General features: G+C 55.4%; 14 protein-coding genes, 1 tRNA gene and 2 pseudogenes. 9 read left to right on the top strand and 8 right to left on the bottom strand.

Annotated features, from left to right (window positions below; genetic code table 11):
• Positions 1-128: 128 nt before the first annotated feature.
• The 3 genes from ACK3SD_RS15300 to pepA all read right to left on the bottom strand — a co-directional run bounded on the left by ACK3SD_RS15300 (position 129) and on the right by pepA (position 5,032).
• A complete protein-coding gene (locus tag ACK3SD_RS15300) occupies positions 129-2,984 on the bottom strand; it encodes a valine--tRNA ligase (protein WP_481126043.1) in 2,856 nt (951 codons plus the stop codon).
• A 12-nt stretch (positions 2,985-2,996) separates the two neighbouring features.
• Entirely contained in the window at positions 2,997-3,446 is a 450-nt protein-coding gene (locus tag ACK3SD_RS15295; protein WP_137764414.1) for a DNA polymerase III subunit chi, read from the bottom strand.
• A 74-nt stretch (positions 3,447-3,520) separates the two neighbouring features.
• On the bottom strand, positions 3,521-5,032 hold the full coding sequence (gene pepA, locus ACK3SD_RS15290) for a leucyl aminopeptidase (RefSeq protein ID WP_137764413.1): 1,512 nt from the start codon (positions 5,030-5,032) through the stop codon (positions 3,521-3,523).
• Between the two features lie 282 nt (positions 5,033-5,314).
• On the opposite strand from pepA, the gene lptF reads away from it, so the two are divergent.
• Positions 5,315-6,412, top strand: coding sequence for an LPS export ABC transporter permease LptF (lptF, locus tag ACK3SD_RS15285; RefSeq protein WP_481126042.1), 1,098 nt, complete (start codon positions 5,315-5,317; stop codon positions 6,410-6,412).
• Complete coding sequence (gene lptG / locus ACK3SD_RS15280) at positions 6,412-7,485, top strand: LPS export ABC transporter permease LptG (RefSeq protein ID WP_481127568.1); 1,074 nt, start codon at positions 6,412-6,414, stop codon at positions 7,483-7,485. The genes lptF and lptG overlap by 1 nt, the downstream gene beginning before the upstream one ends.
• A gap of 53 nt (positions 7,486-7,538) precedes the next feature.
• Here the strand turns inward: lptG and ACK3SD_RS15275 are convergent, their stop codons facing one another.
• The gene (locus ACK3SD_RS15275; RefSeq protein ID WP_481126041.1) at positions 7,539-8,294 is read right to left on the bottom strand and encodes a FadR/GntR family transcriptional regulator; all 756 of its coding nucleotides are present in this window, start codon (positions 8,292-8,294) and stop codon (positions 7,539-7,541) included.
• Positions 8,295-8,538: 244 nt separating this feature from the next.
• Here ACK3SD_RS15275 and ACK3SD_RS15270 point away from each other — a divergent pair, with 244 nt between their 5' ends.
• From ACK3SD_RS15270 to fucP, 5 genes are read left to right on the top strand one after another with little or no spacing between them, the layout of a single operon-like run.
• On the top strand, positions 8,539-9,819 hold the full coding sequence (locus tag ACK3SD_RS15270) for an L-fuconate dehydratase (protein WP_481126040.1): 1,281 nt from the start codon (positions 8,539-8,541) through the stop codon (positions 9,817-9,819).
• Positions 9,819-10,685, top strand: coding sequence for an amidohydrolase family protein (locus tag ACK3SD_RS15265; protein ID WP_481126039.1), 867 nt, complete (start codon positions 9,819-9,821; stop codon positions 10,683-10,685). Before ACK3SD_RS15270 ends, ACK3SD_RS15265 begins: the two co-directional genes overlap by 1 nt.
• Entirely contained in the window at positions 10,663-11,439 is a 777-nt protein-coding gene (locus tag ACK3SD_RS15260) for an L-fucose dehydrogenase (RefSeq protein WP_137764408.1), read from the top strand. Before ACK3SD_RS15265 ends, ACK3SD_RS15260 begins: the two co-directional genes overlap by 23 nt.
• Positions 11,436-11,789 carry an L-rhamnose mutarotase gene (locus tag ACK3SD_RS15255; protein ID WP_481126038.1) on the top strand — a complete coding sequence of 118 codons (354 nt, stop codon included), beginning with the start codon at positions 11,436-11,438 and terminating at the stop codon, positions 11,787-11,789. The genes ACK3SD_RS15260 and ACK3SD_RS15255 overlap by 4 nt, the downstream gene beginning before the upstream one ends.
• A 54-nt stretch (positions 11,790-11,843) precedes the next feature.
• Positions 11,844-13,073, top strand: a complete 1,230-nt coding sequence (fucP, locus tag ACK3SD_RS15250) for an L-fucose:H+ symporter permease (protein WP_481126037.1) — start codon at positions 11,844-11,846, stop codon at positions 13,071-13,073.
• A 68-nt stretch (positions 13,074-13,141) separates the two neighbouring features.
• On the opposite strand, the gene ampH is transcribed toward fucP, so the two are convergent.
• Positions 13,142-14,287, bottom strand: a complete 1,146-nt coding sequence (gene ampH, locus ACK3SD_RS15245) for a D-alanyl-D-alanine-carboxypeptidase/endopeptidase AmpH (protein ID WP_137764405.1) — start codon at positions 14,285-14,287, stop codon at positions 13,142-13,144.
• 248 nt (positions 14,288-14,535) lie between these two features.
• Here ampH and ACK3SD_RS15240 point away from each other — a divergent pair.
• Both ACK3SD_RS15240 and ACK3SD_RS15235 read left to right on the top strand, forming a co-directional pair.
• Positions 14,536-14,620: transfer RNA gene (locus ACK3SD_RS15240), tRNA-Leu, on the top strand.
• Positions 14,621-14,817: 197 nt separating this feature from the next.
• Positions 14,818-16,068, top strand: a pseudogene (locus tag ACK3SD_RS15235) (tyrosine-type recombinase/integrase); the annotation flags it as partial.
• Between the two features lie 213 nt (positions 16,069-16,281).
• Here the strand turns inward: ACK3SD_RS15235 and ACK3SD_RS15230 are convergent.
• The 3 genes and pseudogenes from ACK3SD_RS15230 to ACK3SD_RS15220 all read right to left on the bottom strand — a co-directional run bounded on the left by ACK3SD_RS15230 (position 16,282) and on the right by ACK3SD_RS15220 (position 23,311).
• On the bottom strand, positions 16,282-19,509 hold the full coding sequence (locus tag ACK3SD_RS15230; RefSeq protein ID WP_481126036.1) for a type I restriction endonuclease subunit R, EcoR124 family: 3,228 nt from the start codon (positions 19,507-19,509) through the stop codon (positions 16,282-16,284).
• Positions 19,510-19,518: 9 nt separating this feature from the next.
• Complete coding sequence (locus ACK3SD_RS15225) at positions 19,519-20,766, bottom strand: restriction endonuclease subunit S (RefSeq protein ID WP_481126035.1); 1,248 nt, start codon at positions 20,764-20,766, stop codon at positions 19,519-19,521.
• A gap of 1 nt (position 20,767) precedes the next feature.
• Positions 20,768-23,311, bottom strand: a pseudogene (locus tag ACK3SD_RS15220) (type I restriction-modification system subunit M).
• Between the last annotated feature and the right edge of the window lie 398 nt (positions 23,312-23,709).

The raw sequence follows: 23,709 nt of genomic DNA, 5'->3' as shown, positions 1-23,709 counted from the left end.
TCTACTCGAAAAGGAAAAAAGGGGCCGGCGGGGCTGCCGGTGGATCCGGTTACTATTACGCAAACCATCAGAAATGCAAAATAAAAAAGCCAGCCCGAAGGCTGGCTTTTCACTGACGGCGGTCAGGCTTAGAGCGCGGCGATGGTTACCTGCTGCTCCAGCAGCTTGGTTTTCGCCTGTGCGCAGGCGTCAAGGCGCTCGCGCTCCTTGGCGACCACGGCTTCCGGCGCGCGCGCCACAAAGCCTTCGTTGGAGAGTTTGGCCTCAATGCGGCTCACTTCTGCATCCAGCTTCGCCACTTCCTTCGCCAGACGATCCAGCTCGGCGGCTTTGTCCACCAGACCGGCCATCGGGATCAGCAGCTCTGCGCCCTCCACCAGCTTGGTGACGGAGACCGGGCCTTTCTCGCCGTCGGCCAGCAGGGTGATGCTCTCCAGACGGGCCAGCGATTTGATGAAGCTCAGGTTCTCATTCACCCGGCGCTGGGTGGCGGCATCCGCCCCACGCAGCAGCACGTCCAGCGGCTTGCTCGGCGCGATGTTCATCTCAGCGCGGATGTTACGCACGGCGATGATCGCCTGCTTGATCCACTCCAGATCGGCCAGCGCCTGCGCATCCACCTGCTCGGCGTCATACGCCGGGAAGGGTTGCAGCATGATGGTGTCAGCGGTGATGCCCTTCAGTCCCTTCACACGCTGCCAGATGGTCTCGGTGATGAATGGAATGATCGGGTGCGCCAGACGCAGCAGCGACTCCAGCACAGTGACCAGCGTGTGGCGGGTGCCACGCAGCTCAGCCTCGCTGCCGCCGTTCATGACCGGCTTGGTCAGCTCCAGATACCAGTCACAGAACTGGTTCCAGGTGAACTCATACAACACGCCGGCGGCCAGGTCGAAGCGGTAGCTGTCCAGCGCCTCGCGGTAGGCTTTCACCGTCTGGTTGAACTCCGCCAGGATCCAGCGATCCGCCAGCGACAGACGCAGCTCGCCGCCGTTCAGGCCACAATCCTGATCCTCGGTGTTCATCAGCACGAAGCGGCTGGCGTTCCACAGCTTGTTACAGAAGTTGCGGTAACCCTCAAGGCGCTTCATGTCCCAGTTGATGTCGCGGCCGGTCGAGGCCAGCGCCGCCAGCGTGAAGCGCAGGGCGTCGGTGCCGTGCGGCTCAATGCCGTTCGGGAACTGCTTCTCGGTGCGCTTGCGGATCTTCTCCGCCAGCTGCGGCTGCATCATGTTGCCGGTGCGCTTCTCCAGCAGGTCTTCCAGCGAGATGCCATCGATCATGTCCAGCGGGTCAATCACGTTGCCCTTGGACTTGGACATCTTCTGGCCCTCTTCATCGCGGATCAGGCCGGTCATGTAGACGGTGTGGAACGGCACCTGCGGCTTGCCATCCTCATCCTTCACGAAGTGCATGGTCATCATGATCATGCGTGCGATCCAGAAGAAGATGATGTCGAAGCCACTTACCACCACGCTGGTGGGGTGGAAGGCTTTCAGGTCTGGGGTCTGGTTCGGCCAGCCGAGGGTGGAGAAAGTCCACAGCGCGGAGGAGAACCAGGTGTCCAGCACGTCTTCATCCTGGCGCAGCGCGACGGCGGCATCCAGGCTGTTTTCACGGCGCACTTCCTCTTCGGTGCGGCCGACGTAGACGTTGCCCGCCTCGTCATACCACGCCGGGATGCGGTGGCCCCACCACAGCTGACGGGAGATGCACCAGTCCTGAATGTCACGCATCCAGCTGAAATACATGTTCTCGTACTGCTTCGGCACGAACTGGATATCACCGTTCTCAACCGCCTCAACCGCCGGTTTCGCCAGCACGTCCGCACGCACGTACCACTGGTCGGTCAGCATCGGCTCGATCACCACGCCGCCGCGGTCGCCGTAAGGCACCGTCAGATCGTGCGGCTTGATCTCCTCCAGCAGGCCCAGCTCCTCGATGGCCGCGACCACTGCCTTGCGGGCAGCGAAGCGCTCGAGGTTCTGGAACGCCGCCGGGATGGCGTTGTCGCAGGCGGTGCTCTCGCGGCCATTGGTGTCAAACACCTCGGCCACCTGGCGGATGTCGCCATCGAAGGTCAGGATGTTGATCATCGGCAGGCCGTGGCGCTTGCCCACTTCATAGTCGTTGAAGTCGTGCGCCGGGGTGATCTTCACGCAGCCGGTGCCTTTCTCCATGTCGGCGTGCTCGTCGCCCACGATCGGGATGCGGCGGCCGACCAGCGGCAGGATGATCTCTTTGCCGATCAGATCCTTGTAGCGCGGATCTTCCGGGTTGACCGCCACGCCGGTGTCACCCAGCAGGGTCTCTGGACGGGTGGTGGCGACCACCAGATAGTCGAGGCCCTCGGCGGTCTTCACGCCGTCGGCCAGCGGATAGCGGATATGCCACATGGAGCCTTTCGACTCGCGGTTCTCCACTTCCAGATCAGAGATGGCGGTGCGCAGTTTCGGATCCCAATTCACCAGACGCTTGCCACGGTAAATCAGGTCTTCCTGATAGAGGCGCACGAACACCTCTTTCACTGCCTCGGAGAGGCTCTCATCCATGGTGAAGCGCTCGCGCTCCCAATCCACGGAGTCGCCCAGACGGCGCATTTGGCGGGTGATGGTGCCGCCGGATTCGCCTTTCCACTGCCAGATCTTGTCAATGAAGGCGTCACGGCCATAGTCATGGCGGGTTTTGCCCTCTTCCGCGGCGATCTTGCGCTCAACCACCATTTGCGTGGCGATACCGGCATGGTCGGTGCCTGCCTGCCACAGGGTGTTTTTCCCCTGCATACGCTGGTAGCGGATCATGGTGTCCATGATGGTTTGCTGGAAGGCGTGACCCATGTGCAAGCTGCCGGTGACGTTCGGCGGCGGGATCATGATGCAGTAGCTCTCCTGGCTGCTGTCGCCGTTCGGCTTGAAGTAGCCCTGCTGCTCCCAATGCTCGTAGAGCGGTTGCTCGATGTCTTGCGGGTTATATGTCTTTTCCATTTCGCTTGTATGTCAGTGAGTTGGCGGCTGGGCCGTGGTCAAATGGAAGCCGACGCTGCGATAGGCTTTATAGCGGTCGCGCGCCAACTGTTTCAGGGATTCGGGATAAGGAACGAAGTCTATCACTTCATGGAAAGCGGTGGCAAAATCTGCGAACTGCGGCAGCAGGCTGATCAGCAGATCGCGCGGCGCATTGCCGCGTTTGCCCGGCCAGCAGATCTCCACCGGCGCGCCGTAGCGCGGCCCTTCGCCCGCCAGATTGTGCGGCACAAAAGCCTCCGGCTGGCGCTGCCACAGGGCATCGTCCAGCCGCTGTGCCTGTTGCTGGTCTTCACAGGCGATCAGCACCCGTTTACCGGCGCGCCAGCGCTCGGCAGCCAGATCGCAGGCCAGCGCCTCATGGGCCGTCATGCCATCCTCGGCGGTCTCACTCTCCAAAAGATAGAAGGTTGCGTTTTTCATTGCGTTGCCATTGGTCGGGTGGGGCGGGTGGCGGGTGGGGCGATGCCGCCGGGCGAGGCCCGGCGGCAGGGCGGTTACTCGTCGCCGTTCATGCCGGCGCGGTTAAGCAGGAACTGGGTCAGCAGTGCCACCGGGCGGCCGGTCGCGCCCTTGGCCTTGCCGGAGCGCCAGCCGGTGCCAGCGATGTCCAGGTGCGCCCACGAATACTTGCGGGTGAAGCGCGACAGGAAGCAGCCAGCGGTGATTGCGCCACCGGCGCGGCCGCCGATGTTCGCCATGTCCGCGAAGTTGGAGTCCAGCAGCTCCTGGTACTCCTCATGCAGCGGCAGGCGCCAGGCGCGGTCGCCCGCCAGATCGGCGGCGCTGATCAGCTCGTGCGCCAGTGGGTTGTGGTTGGACATCAACCCGGTGATCTGGTGGCCCAGCGCGACTACGCAGGCCCCGGTCAGGGTCGCCACGTCAATCACCAGCTCCGGGTCGAAGCGCTCGACGTAGGTCAGGGCGTCACACAGCACCAGACGGCCCTCGGCGTCGGTGTTGAGCACCTCCACCGTCTGGCCGGACATGGTGGTGAGGATGTCACCGGGGCGGAAGGCGCGCCCGCCCGGCATGTTCTCACAGCCCGCCAGCACGCCCACCACGTTCAGCGGCAGGTTCAGCTCGGCCACCACGCGCATCACCCCGTAGACTGCCGCCGCGCCGCACATGTCGTACTTCATCTCGTCCATGCTGTCGGCTGGCTTGATGGAGATGCCGCCGGAGTCAAAGGTCAGGCCCTTGCCAACCAGCACAATGGGCTTGGCATCCGGGTTCGGGTTGCCCTTATATTCCATGACAGACATCAGCGACTCGTTCTGCGAGCCTTGGCCCACCGCCAGATAGGCGTTCATCCCCAGCTCTTTCATCTGCTGCTCGCCGATGACGCGGGTGGTGATGTTGGTGCTGAAGGCATCCGCCAGCTGGCGCGCCTGCGAGGCGAGGTAGGCGGCGTTGCAGATGTTTGGCGGCATGTTGCCGAGATCCTTGGCGGCTTTCACGCCAGCGGCCACGGCCAGCCCGTGCTGGATGGCGCGCTCGCCGCTGGTCAGCTCACGGCGGGTCGGCACGTTGAACACCATTTTGCGCAGCGGGCGGCGCGGCTCAACTTTGTTGCTTTTGAGCTGGTCGAAGGTATAGAGCGACTCTTTCGCCGTTTCTACCGCCTGACGCACTTTCCAGTAGGTGTTGCGGCCCTTGACGTGCAGCTCGGTGAGGAAGCAGACCGCCTCCATCGACCCGGTGTCGTTGAGGGTGTTAATGGTCTTCTGGATCACCTGCTTGTATTGGCGCTCATCCAGCTCGCGCTCTTTGCCGCACCCAATCAGCAGGATGCGCTCGGAGAGAATATTGGGCACATGGTGGAGCAATAACGTCTGGCCCACCTTGCCCTCCAGCTCGCCGCGGCGCAGCAGGGCACTGATGTAGCCATCGCTGATTTTGTCGAGTTGCTCGGCGATGGGCGACAGGCGGCGAGGTTCAAAAACCCCGACTACAATACAGGCACTGCGCTGCTTTTCCGGGCTACCGCTTTTTACACTGAACTCCATGCACTCTCCTGAATCTTAAAGACAAGGACGGGAGCTACGGGCTAGAATGAGGCTCTCCGTAACAAACTCTCGTCATTGTGTTAACTGCGTATGTTAACCTGAACGGCGTAATTTATTCTGTTTTTGGCGGCTATAGGCGTGTTCCTATAGGGCACCCTAACACAAGATGTTTTAATGCTATTTTAGCTGTGAAGGTTGCCATATGATGAGAATAAATGGCGGATTAGCGAAGAAACTAGCGATTTTCCTGCAAAAAGACAAGTTTTCACAGGCGTATTAAGCGTGATCATCATTAGATATCTGGTACGGGAAACCTTCAAGAGCCAGGTTGCGATTCTGTTTATCCTGCTGCTGATCTTCTTCTGTCAGAAGTTGGTCAGGGTGCTGGGCGCAGCCGTCGATGGCGATATCCCAACGAATCTGGTCCTCTCATTGATGGGGCTGGGTGTGCCTGAAATGGCGCAACTGATCCTGCCGCTCAGCCTGTTCCTCGGGTTGCTGATGACACTCGGCAAGCTCTACACCGAAAGTGAAATCACCGTGATGCATGCCTGCGGCCTGGGCAAAAAGGTGCTGGTGGCGGCGGCGCTGCTGCTGGCGTTCATTACTGCCATTCTGGCGGCGGGCAACGCCTTCTGGCTTGGCCCCTGGTCATCCAAGCATCAGGACGAAGTGCTGGCGGAGGCGAAAGCCAACCCCAGCATGGCGGCGCTGGTGGAGGGGCAGTTCCAGTCCTCACAGGATGGCAACGCGGTGCTGTTTGTCGGCAGCGTCAAGGGCAAGGAGTTCCATGACGTCTTTCTGGCGCAACTGCGGCCAAACGGCAACCAGCGCCCGTCGGTGGTGGTGGCGGATCGTGGCCATATGGAGCAGCGTGAGGATGGCTCCCAGACGGTGACGCTCAACCAAGGTACGCGCTATGAGGGCACCGCGATGCTGCGCGACTTCCGCGTCACGGACTTCAACAACTATCTGGCGGTGATTGGCCATCAGGCGGTGAGCGTGGACAACAGCACCGAGGCGGAGCAGATGAGCATGACGCAGCTGTGGCAGGCGACCACCCCGGACGCCCGTGCCGAGCTGCACTGGCGGCTGACGCTGGTGGTCTCCGTGCTGTTGATGGCGCTGATGGTGGTGCCGCTCAGTGTAGTAAACCCGCGTCAGGGCCGCGTACTGAGCATGTTGCCGGCGATGCTGCTCTACCTGATCTTTTTCCTGTTGCAGAGCTCGCTGCGCTCCAACGGCGCGAAAGGCAAGCTGGACCCGCTGGTGTGGATGTGGGCGACCAATGCCCTCTATCTGGCGCTGGCGCTGGGGCTGAACGCCTGGGACACGGTGCCGATGCGCCGCCTGCGCGCCCGGTTTAAAGGAGCGGCATGATGTTTGGCGTACTGGATCGCTATATTGGCAAGACCATCTTCAACACCATCATGATGACGCTGTTCATGCTGGTGTCGCTCTCCGGCATCATCAAGTTCGTGGATCAGTTGCGCAAGGTGGGGCAGGGCAGCTACTCGGCGACGGGCGCTGGCTTCTACACCCTGCTGAGCGTGCCGAAGGATATCGAGATCTTCTTCCCGATGGCGGCGCTGCTCGGCGCGCTGCTGGGGCTGGGCACGCTGGCGACCCGCAGTGAACTGGTGGTGATGCAGGCCTCCGGCTTCACGCGGATGCAAATTGCGGCCTCGGTGATGAAAACCGCCATTCCGCTGGTGCTGCTGACAATGGCGATTGGTGAGTGGGTCGCGCCGCAGGGCGAGCAGATGGCGCGTAACTACCGCGCGCAGATGATGTATGGCGGCTCGCTGCTCTCCACCCAGAGCGGCCTGTGGGCGAAGGATGGCAACGACTTCATCTTCATTGAGCGGCTGAATGGCGACAATGAGCTGTCGGGCGTCAACATTTACCACTTTGACAAAGAGAACCACCTGCTGTCGGTGCGCTACGCCGCCACCGCGGCCTTCGACAGTGAGGCGCGCGAGTGGAAGCTGTCGCAGGTGGATGAGTCAGGGCTGGGCGGCAAGTTCATCACCGGCCACCAGACGCTTAACGGCGTCTGGAAGACCAACCTGACGCCAGACAAGCTGGGCGTGGTGGCACTGGACCCGGACGCGCTCTCCATCAGCGGCTTGCGTAACTACATCAAATACCTGACGCAGAGCGGGCAGGAGTCCAACCGTTACCAGCTCAACATGTGGAGCAAGATCTTCTCGCCGCTCTCGGTGGCGGTGATGATGCTCATGGCGCTCTCCTTCATCTTTGGGCCGCTGCGCAGCGTGCCGATGGGGGTGCGGATGGTGACCGGTATCTGCTTCGGCTTCCTGTTCTACGTGCTGGACCAGATTTTTGGCCCGCTCAGCTTGGTTTACAGCATTCCGCCGATCCTTGGCGCGCTGCTGCCAAGTCTGGTGTTTTTGCTCATCAGCCTGTTCCTGCTGCTGAAACGGCGTTAAAACCCCAGCTTGCCCTACTAAAGCCCCGTCACGACGGGGCTTTTTTTTGCTAGTTATCCCTGACGGGCGAACACCGCGAACACCGCGTCCAGATGTGCCTTCATCGCCTTGCGGGCAGCGGCGGCATCACCGGCCTCAATCGCCTCAAGGATGGCGCGGTGCTCCTGCTCTGAGCGGTGTGGCATATCCTGTGGCGTGTAGTGGCGCTGCAACACCCGGAACATGCTGCCGTAGCGGTGGCCGAGCAGGTGGCCGATGATGAAGGCGTAGGCTGGGTTGCCGCTGGCCTGCGCAATGCGAATGTGGAACAGCCGGTCGCCGGGATGGGTACTGGAGCCGGCGCGGTTGTCCGCCACGTTGCGCTGGTAAGCCTCACGGATGGCGGCGCGCTCCTCTGGCGTGGCGTAGCGGGCGGCCAGCGCGGCGGTCTCCGGCTCAATCAGCCGCCGGGTTTGCAGCAGCGAGAAGGGCGGCAGTTCGGCATTCAAATCGAGGGTGATGCCCAGCTCCTCATCCAGTTCCGCCCACTGGCCGCGCCCGGCCTGCGCCATCACTGGCTCCATAGAGGCGGCCTGTGGCGGGTGGCGCACAATCACGCCGTTGCCCACTTTCACATCCACCAGCCCAATCACCTCCAGCGCAATCAGCGCCTCACGCACCGAGGCGCGGCTCACCTGCAACTGGGCGGCCAGATCGCGCTCCGAGGGCAGCCGGCTGCCGGGCGGAAATTCTCCCTTTTCGATCAGGCCGCGCAACTGGTCTGCTATCTGCCTGTAAAGCCGTGGGTTTTCCAGTCTGGTTATCGGCATGGTCTCCTTCCCCCCTAGATCGGTTAAGCGATTCAGCCAGCAATTCCCCCCTGTCGCCCTTGAGGAATTGTTATAGCCATGTAAAAAATGAACCACATGTGATGATGTTTTGTTCAGTCCTGCCTTCCATCTTAACAAACCGCAGGCCGGGCAGAGCAACAACATTTCACGTGAGTGGCCTGACCTTCGGGCCGTTTTTATGCCGTCAGTGGCCTGACCATTAGACCTTAACCGCGAGGTAACCATGACCACCTTTACCGCCCTGCGTGTCGAAGACATTCGCTTTCCCACCTCGCTGGCGCTGGACGGCTCCGACGCGATGAACCCCGACCCGGACTACTCCGCCGCCTATGTGATTTTGGAGACCGACGACCCGGCGCTGAGCGGCCACGGCCTCACCTTCACCATCGGGCGCGGCAATGAGATCTGCTGCGCCGCCATCCGCGCGCTGGCGCACCAGATTGTCGGGCAGAGTCTGGAGACGATCGCCGCTGACATGGGTGCCTTCTGGCGGCGCTTCACCAGCGACAGCCAGTTGCGCTGGATTGGCCCGGACAAGGGCGCGATCCACCTGGCGACCGGCGCAGTGATCAACGCGGTGTGGGACGCGTGGGCAAAGTCCCGTGGCAAGCCGCTGTGGCAACTGGTGGCGGAGATGACGCCGGAGGAGCTGGTGCGCTGCATCGACTTCCGCTACATCACCGACTGCATCACTCCGGAGCAGGCGCTGGCGCTGCTCACCGAACGTGCCGAGGGCAAGGCGCAGCGCCGCGAGACGCTGCTGGCCGAGGGCTACCCCTGCTACACCACCTCCGCCGGCTGGCTCGGTTACCCGGATGAGAAGCTGCGACGCCTCTGCCAACAGGCGGTGGACAACGGCTTCTCCTTCCTCAAGCTGAAGGTGGGCCGTGACCTGGAGGATGACATCCGCCGCGTGCGCATCGCCCGCGAGGTGATTGGCCCGCAGCGCCAGCTGATGATTGATGCCAACCAAGTGTGGGAGGTGGACGAGGCGATCGATTGGGTCAAGCAGCTGGCCTTCGCCCAGCCGTGGTTCATTGAGGAGCCGACCAGCCCGGATGACATCGAGGGCCACCGCAAGATCCGTGAGCAGGTTGCGCCGGTGAAGGTCGCGACTGGCGAGATGTGCCAGAACCGTATCATGTTCAAACAGTTCATCATGCGCGGCGCGATTGACGTGGTGCAGATTGACGCCTGCCGCATGGGCGGCGTGAACGAGGTGCTGGCGGTGATGCTGATGGCCGCTAAATACCAGCTGCCGGTCTGCCCGCACGCTGGCGGCGTCGGGCTGTGCGAGTACGTACAACACCTGTCGATGATTGACTACCTCTGCATCGCTGGCACCCACGAGGGACGGGTGATTGAGTATGTCGATCATTTGCATGAGCACTTCCTGCATCCGTGCGAGATCCGGGGCGCGGCCTACATGCCGCCGCGCGCGCCGGGCTTCTCGATTGAGATGCACCCCGCCTCGCTGGAACAGTACCGTTTCCGGGGGGCGTGATGACACCGCGCATTGATGCCCACCAGCACTTCTGGCGCTACCGGCCGCAGGCGTTCCCGTGGATCAGCGATGCCATGCCAGCATTGCGGCGCGACTTCCTGCCCGACGACCTGCTGCCGCGGCTGGCGGCACAGCGCCTTGACGGCTGCATCGCGGTGCAGGCGCGCCAGAGCCTCGAGGAGACGCTGTTCCTGCTGGCGCTGGCGGAGGCGCACCCGCAGGTGCGTGGCGTGGTCGGCTGGCTGCCGCTCGCCTCGCCCCAGCTGGCTGACCTGCTGGAGCCATTGCAGGCGCGCCGCACGCTGCGCGGGTTCCGCCACTTGGTGCAGGATGAAACTGACCCGGCCGCTTGGCTGTGCCAGCCGGCGCTGACGGAGGGGATGCGCCTAATCCAGTCGCGCGGCTACCTCTATGAACTGCTGGTGACCCACCGCCATCTGGCGGCGGCGGCGGCTTTTGCGGCGCGCCACGATCGCCACTGGCTGGTGCTCGATCACCTCGGCAAGCCTGATATCGCACGCGGCGCGGCGCACTGGGCACGGCAGATAGCGCCGCTGGCCGCGCTGCCGCACGTCGCCTGCAAGCTCTCCGGGCTGGTCACGGAGGCACCCGGCGGGCAGTGGACGCCAGAACAGCTCCGCCCCTTTTTCGACGCCGCGCTGGAAGCGTTCGGCCCGCAGCGGCTGCTGTTCGGCTCCGACTGGCCGGTCTGCCTGCTGGCCGCGGAGTACGACGCGGTGGCGGGACTCTGTGAACAGGCGCTGGCCGGGCTGAGCGAGCCGGAACGCGCCGCCATCTGGGGCGGCAATGCCTGCCGCCTCTACGCCCTACAGGAGCCTGACTATGCACCTCAACCTGACCGATAAGGTCGTGATCGTCACCGGCGGCGGTTCCGGCATCGGCGCGGCCATCTCCCAGACGCTGGCGGAGGAGGGAGCGATCCCGGTGATCGTCACCAACGTGCCACCTGAGGCCACCTTCATGGCCGGGCTGCACCGCCACCAGCCGGAGGCGTGCGCCATCCTCGCCGATCTCTGTCTGGAGGCTGACTGCCGCCGGGCGGTGCGCGAGACGCTGTCGCGCTTCGGCCGCCTCGACGGGTTGGTGAACAACGCCGGTGTCAACGATGGCGTCAGTCTGGAGGCGGGCCGCGAGGCGTTCATCAGCTCGCTGGAGAAGAACCTGATCCACTACTACCTGATGGCGCACCTCTGTCTGGACGCGCTGCGCGCCAGCCGGGGCAGCATCATCAACATCAGCTCCAAAACGGCACTGACCGGGCAGGGCGGCACCAGCGGCTACACCGCCGCCAAGGGGGGCGTGCTGGCGCTGACGCGTGAGTGGGCCACCTCGCTGCTGGCGGATGGCATCCGCGTCAACGCGGTGATCCCGGCGGAGGTGATGACGCCGCAGTATGAGCGCTGGATCGCCTCCTTTGACTCACCGGAGGCCAAGCGGGAGAGCATCACCGCGCGCATTCCGCTTGGCCGCCGCATGACCACCCCGCAGGAGATCGCCGACACCGTGGTGTTCACGCTCTCTTCCCGCGCCTCGCACACCACCGGCCAGTGGCTCTGCGTGGATGGCGGCTACACCCACCTTGACCGGGCGATCACATGAGCCGCCGCCTCTGTCAGGCGCTGGATCTGGTCGATTCGCCGGCGCTGATTGCCGAGTATCAGGCGCACCACCGCCGCATCTGGCCGGAGGTGGCGGCGCACCTGCGTGGGCACGGCATTCTGGAGATGGAGATTTACCAGCTCGGCACCCGGCTGTTTATGGTGATGGAGGTGGCCGACGGGTTCAACCCGGCGGCCTTTGCGGCAGCCAGTGAACAGAACCCGCATATCCAGCGCTGGGAGGCGCTGATGTGGCGCTACCAGCTTCCCACCCCGTGGACGCCACCGGGTGACAAATGGGTGACGATGGAACGCCTGTTTTCCCTTGCGGATCAACCCGCGGCGCAGTAGCCCGGCGCGTGTGCGCCATCGATGCGTTATCCACCTTTGGATCAAGGAGTTAACATGCTCGTCAATAAAAGTGCGACCCCGGTGCCGGGCAGCGTCAGCCAGATGGCCTCGGCCAGCCGCTGGGCGCTGATGCTGGTCACCAGCCTGTTCTTTATGTGGGGCCTCTCCTACGGCCTGCTTGATGTGCTCAACAAGCACTTCCAGGAGACGTTGCACGTCACCAAGGCGCAGTCCGGCCTGTTGCAGGCGGCTTACTTTGGTGCCTACTTTTTGGTGGCGCTGCCCGCCGGGCTGTTTATGGATAGGCGCGGCTACAAGGCGGGGATTCTGGTGGGACTGTGCCTCTACGCCCTCGGCGCGCTGCTGTTTGTGCCTGCCGCCGCGGCCAACAGCTTCGCGCTGTTCCTGCTGGCGCTGTTTGTGATCGCCAGCGGCCTCGGCTGTCTGGAGACCGCCGCCAACCCTTACGCCACCGTGCTCGGCGACCCGGCAGGCGCGGAGCGGCGGCTCAACCTGGCGCAGTCCTTCAACGGGCTGGGGCAGTTTATCGGCCCGATGATTGGCGGCACGCTCTTCTTCTCCGCCACCCAGCAGGGCAGCGGGCTGGAGTCAGTGAAGGTGACCTACGTCGGCATCGCGCTGCTGGTGCTGCTGATCGCTTTTCTGTTCAGCCGCACCCGCCTGCCGGACATCCGTGAGAGCGGCGACGCGCCGGGGCAAGTGCAACGCGGGCTGTGGCAGCATCGTCACTTCGTTGGCGGCGTGGTGGCGCAGTTCTTCTACGTGGCGGCGCAGGTGGGCGTCGGGGCGTTCTTCATCAACTACGCCACCGAGCACTGGGATAACGTCTCCAACCAGAGCGCCTCTTACCTGCTCTCGGTAGCGATGATCTGCTTTATGGTCGGGCGCTTCTTCAGCACCTGGCTGATGGGGCGGGTGGCGGCCACCACGCTGCTGATGCTCTATGCGCTGGTGAACATCGCGCTGTGCGGGCTGGTGGTGTTGAGCATCGATAACCTGTCGGTGGTGGCGCTGGTGGCGGTGTTCTTCTTTATGTCGATCATGTTCCCGACCATCTTCGCCCTTGGCGTGAAGAACATGGGGGCGCACACCAAGCGCGCCAGCTCCTTCATGATCATGGCGATTGTCGGAGGGGCGATCATGCCCTACTTCATGGGCGCGCTGGCCGACCACTACCACACCGCTATCGCCTACCTGCTGCCGATGGCCTGCTTTGCCGTGGTGTTTGTCTATGCCCTAAGCCAACGCCGCGCACAGGGGTGATCGGGAGTGCCGGGCAGGCGAGGGCTGCCCGGCATCTTTAACGTGAAGGGAACAGTCAGGCGGAAGGGTTAGTCATACTGGTTATTGACCAGCGCCGTCACCAGATCGTTGACGCCATCACTCATGTTGGTAAAGCGCGTCAGCTCGGTGCGCGTCACCACCACGAACACCCCCACGTTTCTCTTCGGCACCATCGCCATGTAGGTGATGAACCCGCCCCCGCCACCGGTTTTCTGGATGATAGTCGGTCGGCCATCGCGCGCCGCCATCGTCACCCAGCCCAGCCCGAGGGCATCCGCCTGACCCGGCACATCCATCCCCTTCAGCGAGACCAGTTCACTGCGCCGGAAGTACATGGTCTGGTCGCGGGTGGCGGTAAGGGCTGGCGCGCGGCCATTGCTCTCCAGGAACTGCTGCATCCAGCGCTGCATATCCTCTGGCGTGGAGTAGACGCCGCCACTGCCCGCCGCCGCCAGCGTGTTGGTGCAGGGGCTGCTCCCCTTGCCAACCATCAGCCGGGCGCACTGTGCCGCCGTCGGCGTGAAGGTGGTGTTGACCATGCCGAGCGGGCCAGTGACCTTCTCACGCAGCAGCGAGGCATAGGGCTTGCCGGCGGCATTGGAGAGCGCATCGGCCAGCAGGTCATAGCCGAGGTTGGAGTAGGCCGCATGTACCCCCGGCGGCGTGGTGACCTTGGCGGATTTCAGGTACTGCCAGCGGTTGGCCTCGGTCGGCCAGGTAAACACCGCCCGCCCGGCCTTGCCACCCGGCTGCTCACGCGGCAGGCCGCTGGTGTGCGTGGCGAGGTTGAGCAGGGTAATGGGCTGACGCGCATTATAAGCCGGCACCCGCGCGCCGCGCGGCGCATACTTCTTCAGCGGATCGACCAGCCGCACCTTGCCCTCATCGGCCAGTTTCACCATCACCTCGCCGGTCATCAGCTTGGTGAGGGAGGCGATGCGGATCAGGGTATCCGGCTGCGGCCGCACATTATCGCCCGGCCGCGTATCACCGAAGCTGCGGAACACCTGCTGGTTATTGTCGATCACCACCAGCGCCATGCCTTGCGCGCCGCTGTTATAGAAGATGTGTTCAGCAAAATTATCCACCACTTGGGAGGACAACTGCGCCTGAGCAAAAGCGCTGAGCGGCAGGGCAGCCGCCACCAGCCCAAGCAGCAGGGAAGGGAGTCGTTTGGCCAATCTGGTTTCCATGAGAGGCAAGATTCAGGTGGCAGACATCATAAAGCCAACCGCCGCGCCTGACAGGCGAAAAATGTGCCCCCCGCCAAAAAAGTGTGAGCCTCTCTTACCTTTCCCAACCCCACCGGCACACGGCCTCACCACCCCGCAGCGCATGAAGCGCTGATTTTTTCGTCACTTAACAAACGGAAAGGGGGATAACAGTTGCACGTGCTCCGGGGGAAGGTATAATGCACCCGTTTTCCGCATACTACTTCAGTGCCGAAGTGGCGAAATCGGTAGACGCAGTTGATTCAAAATCAACCGTAGAGATACGTGCCGGTTCGAGTCCGGCCTTCGGCACCATTTAGATGCAATCAAGCTACCCCAGGGTGGCTTTTTTTGTGTCTAAAATCCAACCCCTGCAAGGTTTTTTCGCTTTTTACTCAGCCTAAATTAGCCAGATTTAATCTACATTGACTTACTGATACGGGTACAACTGCGGGTATATCTCGGTTCTATAATGTTTGTACCCACACAGAACCCTTGAAAAGATACTCATCATGGCTCTGAGTGATGTGAAGGTTCGTTCGACTAAGCCTGAAGAAAAAGCCTATAAGCTTACTGATGGCGACGGCATGGTATTGCTGGTTCACCCCAACGGTTCTAAATATTGGCGACTGCGTTATCGCTTTGGTGGTAAAGAGAAGATGCTGGCGCTGGGGGAATACCCTGAAGTGTCGCTGGCGGATGCCCGGGCATGCAGGGATGAGGCCCGTAAGCTATTAGCTAATGGCGTTGATCCCAGTGAGAACAAGAAAACCGTTAAGGTAGAGCAGGAACAAGAAGCTATAACGTTTGAAGTAGTCGCCAGAGACTGGCATGCCAGTAATCAGAAATGGTCGGCATCGCATAGCGCTCGTGTATTGAAAAGTCTCGAAGATAATCTCTTTGCTGCCATCGGTAAGCGGAACATTGCTGACCTCAAGACACGGGATCTACTTGTCCCCATCAAAGCGGTGGAGTCATCCGGGCGTCTCGAAGTTGCGGCTCGTTTGCAACAGCGAACTACCGCGATTATGCGCTTTGCTGTGCAGAGCGGTTTAATCGACTACAACCCCACGCAAGATATTGCCGGTGCAGTTGCTACGGCGAAAAGACAGCATCGTGCGGCACTGAAGCTTAACCGTATACCTGAATTACTTCATCGCATTGATCACTATTCCGGAAGACCATTAACCCGACTTGCTGTCGAACTTACCTTGTTAGTCTTTATCCGCTCAAGCGAGCTGCGATTTGCCCGCTGGTCAGAAGTAGATTTTGAAACGGCCATGTGGACGATCCCCGGTGAGCGTGAACCGCTGGACGGGGTTAAACATTCGCAGCGTGGTTCAAAGATGCGGACTCCTCATCTTGTCCCTTTGTCGCGGCAAGCTCTCGCTATTTTGGAAAAGATCAAAAGCATGAGTGGAAACCGTGAGCTGATCTTTGTGGGCGATCACGATCCGCGTAAACCTATGAGTGAAAACATGGTGAACAAAGCTCTGCAAGTGATGGGCTATGACACGAAAACGGAAGTATGCGGACATGGCTTCAGAACGATGGCGTGTAGTTCGTTGATTGAGTCGGGGCTATGGTCGAGAGATGCGGTAGAGCGGCAGATGAGCCATCAGGAACGCAGCTCTGTGCGGGCCGCTTATATTCATAAGGCGGAGCATCTGGGGGAGAGGAGACTGATGCTGCAGTAGTGGGCGGATTATCTGGATTCGAATCGGGATAAGAGGGTTAGTCCGTTTGATTTTGCTAAATTAAATAAAGACTCATTAAAAAGGATTTCTATAAAGCATGCATTGGGCATGCCTTATTTTTGGCTAATTTGGTATTTGCAGACTCACAACTTAGCCCAGACAGTTGTAAGTATCCGCATATCCGGAGTATTCACTTTTATCGAATTCATGATGCAGCACCCCTAATAATGAACACTCAGCATAAGTGTGAAAGGACTTATGCTGAGAGAGGGACATCCATCACATCATGATACCAACAACATCAATGGAACTTAAAAAATCATCCGTTTGTGAGAAAATAAGCTTTTTTAGAAACTGATCGATACGAATATTCAGCTTGAATAGGGGCATGGTTACGCCTTCATGTTTTTCAAAATAGGTCTTGGCTTTCACTTTATCTACCGATTCTTTTAATGCGTCGAAGCGACCAAAATCGTTTAGATTTTTCTCATTAACACTATCAACCATTAATGCTATGAGCAGTTCTTTATCTAAACCAAGAGCATTAATAACGGCGTTTATTTGCGCATTTTCAGCGTTATTTTTGTAGATGTTGATGTAGTCTCTGAAAGTATGTCCTTCAACCAACTGTGCATCGCCGCGCTGCAAGTCATGCAAGAAGAGTTTGGCATATTTTTGCTCAATTTGGGTGAGCGTTGCAAACGACTTGTGCAGTTCATTTAATGTGGATTCAATGCTTGCAGGGTCTTGGTGTTTATTCAGCTCTTTTAAATATTTATCAAATCGGCTGTTCATATAGTTAGCATCGATTTTGCCGGTGTCTATTTCAGTTAAATAACCACTAATATCAAAAGGCACATCGCCACCACCTGCACCATCGTGCTCACCTTTGGCTGTTAATTCTTTATAGCGCAGGACCAGGCTTAGGTAAGTTTGTTCGTCTATAGCCAGCGTTACTTCATGTTCTGCATTATTTTCAGTAAAGGAATAGACCGACTGTTCCCAATGGAAGCCTTGTACTTTAGCCGCTTCCAGGTGCTGGTTAAAGGTATTAAACAACTTGGCAAATTGGGCACAGGCTTCTATATCGTCTGGCAGTTTTTCAAAATTCTCCACGCCAGCGGTAACAAACAGCTCGGTAATGTCAGCTACTAATTCATTTATGGCTTTAATATTGCTTTCTAACTTATCAACAAACAAGCCGATAGGCTTATCGCCGGAATAGAGTTTTACCGCAGCATTAATGTGCTGCTCCATTGTATGTGGGTAGCGGTAATAACGGATGATGCCGTGGGGTTTGTCGGGACCAAACAAGCGATTGGTGCGTGAGAACGCTTGAATTATATTTTGGTATTTAATTACTTTGTCTAAATATAAAGTATTAAGCCATTTAGAATCAAAACCAGTGAGCATTTGATCCACTACAATCAATAAATCTAACTGCTTCGCAGGCTCGGTATGAATACGTTCGTAGGGTTTTTTATGTGCCAGACGTGCCGCTAAATCCTTTTTAAAAGCCGCGTGGCGGGCAAAATCAAAATCGTGACCATAGCGCTTATTGTAGTCACTCATAATTTCATCCAGCCCATCGCCTTTAAAGGTTGGGCTACGGTCACCACTGTCGTCGTTATCAATATTTGGGTCAAACAAGGCTGAGATTTTTAGCTCAGGTTTGGCCGCTTTTAAACGCCGGTAATAGTCAATTGCTTCAGCGATGCTATTTGTGGCTAGTATTGCGTGAAATTTATTGCCTTGGCTGAGTACATCCCATTTATCTAAAATGTCACTGACGACTTTTTCCTGGTGGGTGGCCGTTAAATATTGGCTTTTAGGTACATAGTCTTCAATGCCTTTATGGTATTTGCCTGTGGCATCTTTATAGCCAGCCATCGGTACGTCATTTAAAAAGTGATTAAACTTTTTCTTTTTGGCGGGATCCGCCATCGCATCAGCAACCGAATTAGCCTTAGCTTGTTCTAATGCAACTTCTTTCCTTAGGTCACTATCTCTAAAGGTAGGAACTTTGTAAGGATCAAAGCCCAAAACGTTACCATCACGTATACCATCAGCTATGCTATAGCGATGCAACTCGTTACCAAATACATCAGCGGTAGTATTGTTATTGATTTTATTTTCATCATGAATCGGCGTGCCGGTAAAACCAAAAAAGAGTGCCTTAGGGAAGGTTTTTTTAATACTTACCAGCATGCCTAACTTATTTTCTTTTCCTCCACTCATCGTTGAGCGATGTGCTTCATCAATAATAAATACCAAGCGCTTAGCACGGATTTTTTCTATATCAGCTGAATTTGTTGCTGTTCCCTCATCATCAGCTTCTTCAAAAATATTACTCATCTTTTGAATGGAGCTAACAATTAACGTATCGGAAGTTGCACTGCTTTTTAATTTTGTAATAAGCACATGAGTATTTTCTGTGGCTTGAACGTCCTCGCCATCGCTAGCAAAATTACGGTATTCTGTCAGCGACTGGGTACCCAGCTCAATCCTGTCCATTAAAAAAATCACTTTATCGGCATCTTTCGATTGTGCAATTAACTGTGCCGATTTGAAACTGGTCATGGTTTTTCCCGAACCGGTAGTATGCCACACATAACCCCCGAGACGATCAGGGTTATTAGCGCTACCCAGTTGTTGCCAGTTGGTTTTGGCTACTTTGTCTGATATCGCATTGGCGGCGTAATACTGATAACTGCGCATTACCTTAAGCACGCCGTCGGTATCGTCGGCGACGGTATAAAAGCCAATTAACTGGTGTGCCATAGGGATAGAAAGCAAGGTAGAGGCGATGTCTTTCCAGTAGTTCATGGGTTCGTTATTAAAATCGGCCCAGTTGAACTGATAGTCGGGGTTAAACTTGCCGTCTAGTCCGGGGTTGGCAAAGTATTTGGTCTCGTTTGGCTCCATAGCTACAAATACCTGGATGAGCGAAAACAGGCCGTTAAATAAGCCTTCTGTACTGTACTTTTCAATTTGGTTTACGGCCTGGCTAACTGGGATACCGCTGTGCTTTAACTCTACATGGATCACCGGCATACCGTTAATCAGTAGCAACACGTCACCTCGTCTGTCGTTACGCAAAGGGCTGCCGCGTTCAAATTTAGGCTGCTGTACAATTTGGTAACGGCTTTGACCTGCGGCGATTTCCTGGCGATCGTATATTTTTAAGCTGACTTCTTTACCCATATGCAAAGTATCGGCTGGGTTATCGCGCTTAATAGCCACGGTTTTACCATTAATTAAACCGTTCAGCTTGAGCGGGGTTTTAAGCTCTTTGATTTGCTCAATAATTTGCTGCATTTCAGTTGCAGTAAGCGGGACATCGTTTAAGCGATCTCGCTGGCAATTGTTTTCAAACAAAATGTCTGCCCAGTTTTGCAGTAAATCGGCCTCGGTTTTGTTTTTGAGTATCTCCGACTCCCAACCTTTGTTGGTAAGTACCTCAATAAAGGCTTGCTCAAATTGTGCTTCGTTTTTGAAGGTGATCATGTGCACTCCTTATACAAACATTTTGCTCAAGCAAGCCTGCTTGATGTTATTGAGCTTGGTAATTTGTTGTTGGTGTTGGTTGATCAGTGCGTCGAGTTTCTCGAAGTAGTTACTGATTGCAGTTTGTTCCACATATTCAGTTGGTAAAATTAGCTCTAAATCAGCCAGGTCTGAATTTCTTATATGAACAACAGATTTTCCTTGTGCTTTAGAAGACAGCTCTTTTTTTAAATGACCATTTGATATTACTAAGGCTAAAAATATTGGATGAATTTTTTTGCTAGGTGATACAATATTCAGATCACCACCAATAATTATATCCGGATCACTAATAACCGACGCTCTTGATATATCTTCAGGTGATTCACCTGAAGCAGGAACGATAACTTCCCCTCCAATACTTTTAACGGATTTATTTCTTTCAATTACAAATGTGTCAACGCTATTAATAACTGTTTGATACTTTGTATAAAGTAGGCCATACAAAATGATTGGCGATCCGCTTGTAACTAAATCACCTTTCGAATAGCCTTGCCCTTTAGTGAATTTCGCGTTTTCACCTAAAGCCAAGTAATCCCATTCTCCATTAAATCCCTTAAAGCGGATTTCTGGAATGGTTTCACCTTCTTTTGGGAACATTTTTTCTAGCATGGCTTTCTTAATGTTGCTGAGCTTGTCATGCTTTTGTTGGTGTTGATTGATTAGGCCATCGAGCTTTTGGAAATAGTTGCCGATTTGGGTTTGCTCTTCGTCGTTGCATGTATTTATCGGCGTTGCTTTGGCTTGTTCAATTGTATAGTGCGCAATAGTTCCTGTATGAGAAATACTTTTAATATGTTTTTTGAAGCATTCGCTAAAGAAAAATGTATATAGAAAGTATCCATTAAACTTTTTATTGTTCTTTAACCAAAGTAAATCAGCATCCTTGAAATATAAAGGATTATCATTCGGGACCAGGTAGGGAATACCAATCGAGCCGCCGCCAGTTATAAGAAGATCATCTTTTGCTACCTTGCCAATCTTCTCAGAGAGGCCATTGTAAACTTCATGAGAAATATAGGCTTTAGTGTTTTTCTGTCCTTTGTAAATAGATACAACATCGCTTGTTCTAAAAAATGGCACGCCTGTTTCAGTCCATTGCTCTTTATGAACTCGCGCGGCTGATTTAATATCTATTAGTTCACCTAGATTATTTTCAACCCACTCCCCACTAAATCCTTCAAAGCGAATTTCTGGTGCTTTGTTATCCACACTCATCTTATTCACCTTTCAATAAGTTGGTGAGTTCTGTCAAGCCCTGCATATCAAACTCATTACCTGTGAGCTTGCCCATCATCTCTGCCAGCTCTTGCTCGGTGGTTTTTATCGCATGGGAGACTTGCGAATAGGTGACGGCGTATTTGTCGGCAAGGGCTTGCACTTGGCTAGTAAGTTGGCTAATCACGGCGTCTGGCATGGCGGCGAGTTCGGTGCTTAATGGCGTAATCCATTTAAGGTGCAGCAGGTTGTTCACTTGTTCATCGGTTATGGTTTCTATGGTTGTTTTGGTTTTTGAGTGCAGGACAGCAGCCGCATCTTTGACCGTTTTTTTCAGGGATTTTTCTTCATCGATTAATTTGTTCGCGCGGATGATTTTGGCTTCATAGCTTTCCTCTGCGAATTTAACTTTGCTGTTTTTTTGTTCTTTCAAGAAGGCCTTGGCGGCCTTGCCTACTTCGGCATTGGCAAAGCCGTCTTTGCTTTCTTTGACCGTATCTTGTTCTTTATCTTCTTCGGTGAGAGATTCTAAAATATCTTCCAGCGCGCTAGCGATTTCTGCCAGGCGGGTTTCTTTATCTGCCAAAGCTTTTAAGTCATTACTCAAATAAGTTTGTTGCACTAAATCAAAGGGCAGTATGTGGCCTTTCCAGCCGTCTTGTACTTCGGTGTCTTTACCATCTTTTTTCTTGATGACAATATTTGGGTCAACTTGTTTGGTGGCGGCAAAGCCTTCGGTTTGCATCATCTCTAAATCGGCGCTAATGACTTGCCATTGGTTATTTAGAAATTGGTAAGCCTGGTATTTATCGATCAAGGTAATCGGGGCTAAGCGAGTAAAGAGCTCGGCGCTTAATACCGCCTCTTGTTGGTTACGCTTTACGCTTTGCCAGTTTTGTATTAATTGGGCGTTTAGCTGGTCATCAAAGCCATTAAAAGCTTGGTTGTAGGCGCTGATAAACTCTAGCACTTGCGGGTGCCCGCTAACGCTGGCGTTGACGTCTTGCTTGTCGATGGCCAGTTCACTGTCAGCGGCAGATTTTAGCGTAAATAAAGTACTGCGCAATTGTGGGAAGGCTTGCCAAAAGTTGTCTAACTCGGCAATTTCACTATTGGGAATACCGCCGAGCATGGTGGCGTGTAAATCCCAGCTTTCTGCCGCCGCAGAGGAATCCACGTAGCGCGGTATGTTGAGGTTGTAACCGTTGTCGCGCAGGATTTGTTTGCTCACTAGTTGTGAGAACTTGTCGATACTTTCGCGGTTAATCACCGCATCAGTAATGCGCTTGATATCACTGGCTTGCAGTTTATTGTTTTTACCTTCTTTCATAAAGTATTTGGAGGCATCGACAACCAATACATCGGTGTTTTGGCGTTTTTGCTTGAGCACTAAAATTACCGTAGGAATACCAGTGCCAAAAAAGATATTGGCCGGTAAACCGATAATAGTATCAATGTGATTCTGCTCAATGAGTTGCTTGCGAATTTCACCTTCTTCACCGCCACGGAACAAGACACCATGAGGGAGTACGATGGCCATAATACCATCGGGTTTTAGGTGATAGAGATCGTGCAGTAAAAAAGCAAAATCGGCTTTGGTTTTAGGTGCCAGGCCAAAGCGTGAATAGCGTGGATCGCTGTCTTTAAAGCTGGGGTCCCAGTTTTGTGAGTAAGGAGGGTTGGACACCACGGCATCGACATGTAAGGCGTAATATGAGCCTTGAGGATCACTGTCATCAAAATACGGCCAATCCTCTTACAGAGTGTCGCCATTACGAGTTTTAATGTTGCTGGCTTTAATACCGCGCATGATGAGGTTCATACGGGTTAGGTTGTAGGTATTGGCCTTCAACTCTTGGGCGAAATAGGTGATGCTGTCTTTATTTTTAGCGTATTTCTCGACTGCCTCACCGATATTGATCAGCAACGAACCAGAGCCGGAAGTAGGATCGTAAATTTTGATCGTATCTTTGTGTTTTAACTCATGGGCGATGATGTTCGACATTAGTACCGAAACTTCATGAGGCGTGTAAAACTCCCCGGCTTTTTTACCTGCGTTGGCGGCAAATTTTTCAATTAGGTATTCGTAAATATAGCCCAGGACGTCATACCCTTGATTGCTATTCATGGGGATGCTTTTGATTAGGTACAGTAAGTCGCTGATGGCTTTAGTGCGTTTGCCTGCGCTTTCACCCAGTTTGCTTAAACCTGTTTCTAAGGTGGTAAAAATCCCTTCAAACAGTTTTTTGTAAGTTGGCGAAATCAAACGGCTAAAGGCGGAGAGCGCATCACGCACGTTAGATTCATCAAATTCGGATTTTGGATCAACCCATGTCGAAAACAGATTATCGTAGGCAATAAAGTAGCCCAAGTTACTTTGTACGTATTCAACGATATCAGCGTCTTCTTCATTGAGGGCTTTGATGTCTTCGAGCGTCATACCTTGTCTAGTGACAAACTGCACTAGCTGGTCGCTTAGGTACTTGTAGAAGATAAAGCCGAGTATGTAGTCTTTGTATTCGTTAGCTTCAATTTTAGAGCGCATCTGGTTGGCAGATTCCCAGATTTTGGCAGCAAGTTTTTGTTTATTCACAATAATTCCTGTTTAAAGCAATCAATTTTTGAAAAGGCTATTTTAGGGTTTTGATTGTACGTTTGATAAAAGCTTCTTGCTAGTGGCAAGGCTTTGCGAACCTGTATCAGTGAGCAGTTTGTAGTCTCGATACCTACCAAAACAGCTATCGTCATCTGAGACAGCTTCGATGTTGCTGTCTTGAGGTACGAGCAAAGGATCTAAATACTGGCCCATGAACCGCCACCGCACAATACACCGGCTTCAAGCTAGCCATGATACTTTATGGTGTTTTGAAACCACAATTGTTTTAACCCAAGCATAACTTTATCCGTGATAGCATTGATAAACATGGTAGAGACGTTAAAGAC

This window comes from Chimaeribacter sp. YP20170169, from assembly GCF_056739715.1.
This window is presented reverse-complemented; position numbering and strand designations above follow the sequence as displayed.

Bases quoted from the DNA above. Each gene is read 5' to 3' on its own strand.
- ampH (WP_137764405.1), bottom strand. From the start codon at position 14,287: ATGGAAACCAGATTGGCCAAACGACTCCCTTCCCTGCTGCTTGGGCTG.
- lptG (WP_481127568.1), top strand. From the start codon at position 6,412: ATGTTTGGCGTACTGGATCGCTATATTGGCAAGACCATCTTCAACACC.
- fucP (WP_481126037.1), top strand. From the start codon at position 11,844: ATGCTCGTCAATAAAAGTGCGACCCCGGTGCCGGGCAGCGTCAGCCAG.
- ACK3SD_RS15270 (WP_481126040.1), top strand. From the start codon at position 8,539: ATGACCACCTTTACCGCCCTGCGTGTCGAAGACATTCGCTTTCCCACC.
- ACK3SD_RS15230 (WP_481126036.1), bottom strand. From the start codon at position 19,509: ATGATCACCTTCAAAAACGAAGCACAATTTGAGCAAGCCTTTATTGAG.
- pepA (WP_137764413.1), bottom strand. From the start codon at position 5,032: ATGGAGTTCAGTGTAAAAAGCGGTAGCCCGGAAAAGCAGCGCAGTGCC.
- ACK3SD_RS15275 (WP_481126041.1), bottom strand. From the start codon at position 8,294: ATGCCGATAACCAGACTGGAAAACCCACGGCTTTACAGGCAGATAGCA.
- ACK3SD_RS15300 (WP_481126043.1), bottom strand. From the start codon at position 2,984: ATGGAAAAGACATATAACCCGCAAGACATCGAGCAACCGCTCTACGAG.
- ACK3SD_RS15260 (WP_137764408.1), top strand. From the start codon at position 10,663: ATGCACCTCAACCTGACCGATAAGGTCGTGATCGTCACCGGCGGCGGT.
- ACK3SD_RS15265 (WP_481126039.1), top strand. From the start codon at position 9,819: ATGACACCGCGCATTGATGCCCACCAGCACTTCTGGCGCTACCGGCCG.
- ACK3SD_RS15295 (WP_137764414.1), bottom strand. From the start codon at position 3,446: ATGAAAAACGCAACCTTCTATCTTTTGGAGAGTGAGACCGCCGAGGAT.
- ACK3SD_RS15255 (WP_481126038.1), top strand. From the start codon at position 11,436: ATGAGCCGCCGCCTCTGTCAGGCGCTGGATCTGGTCGATTCGCCGGCG.
- ACK3SD_RS15225 (WP_481126035.1), bottom strand. From the start codon at position 20,766: ATGAGTGTGGATAACAAAGCACCAGAAATTCGCTTTGAAGGATTTAGT.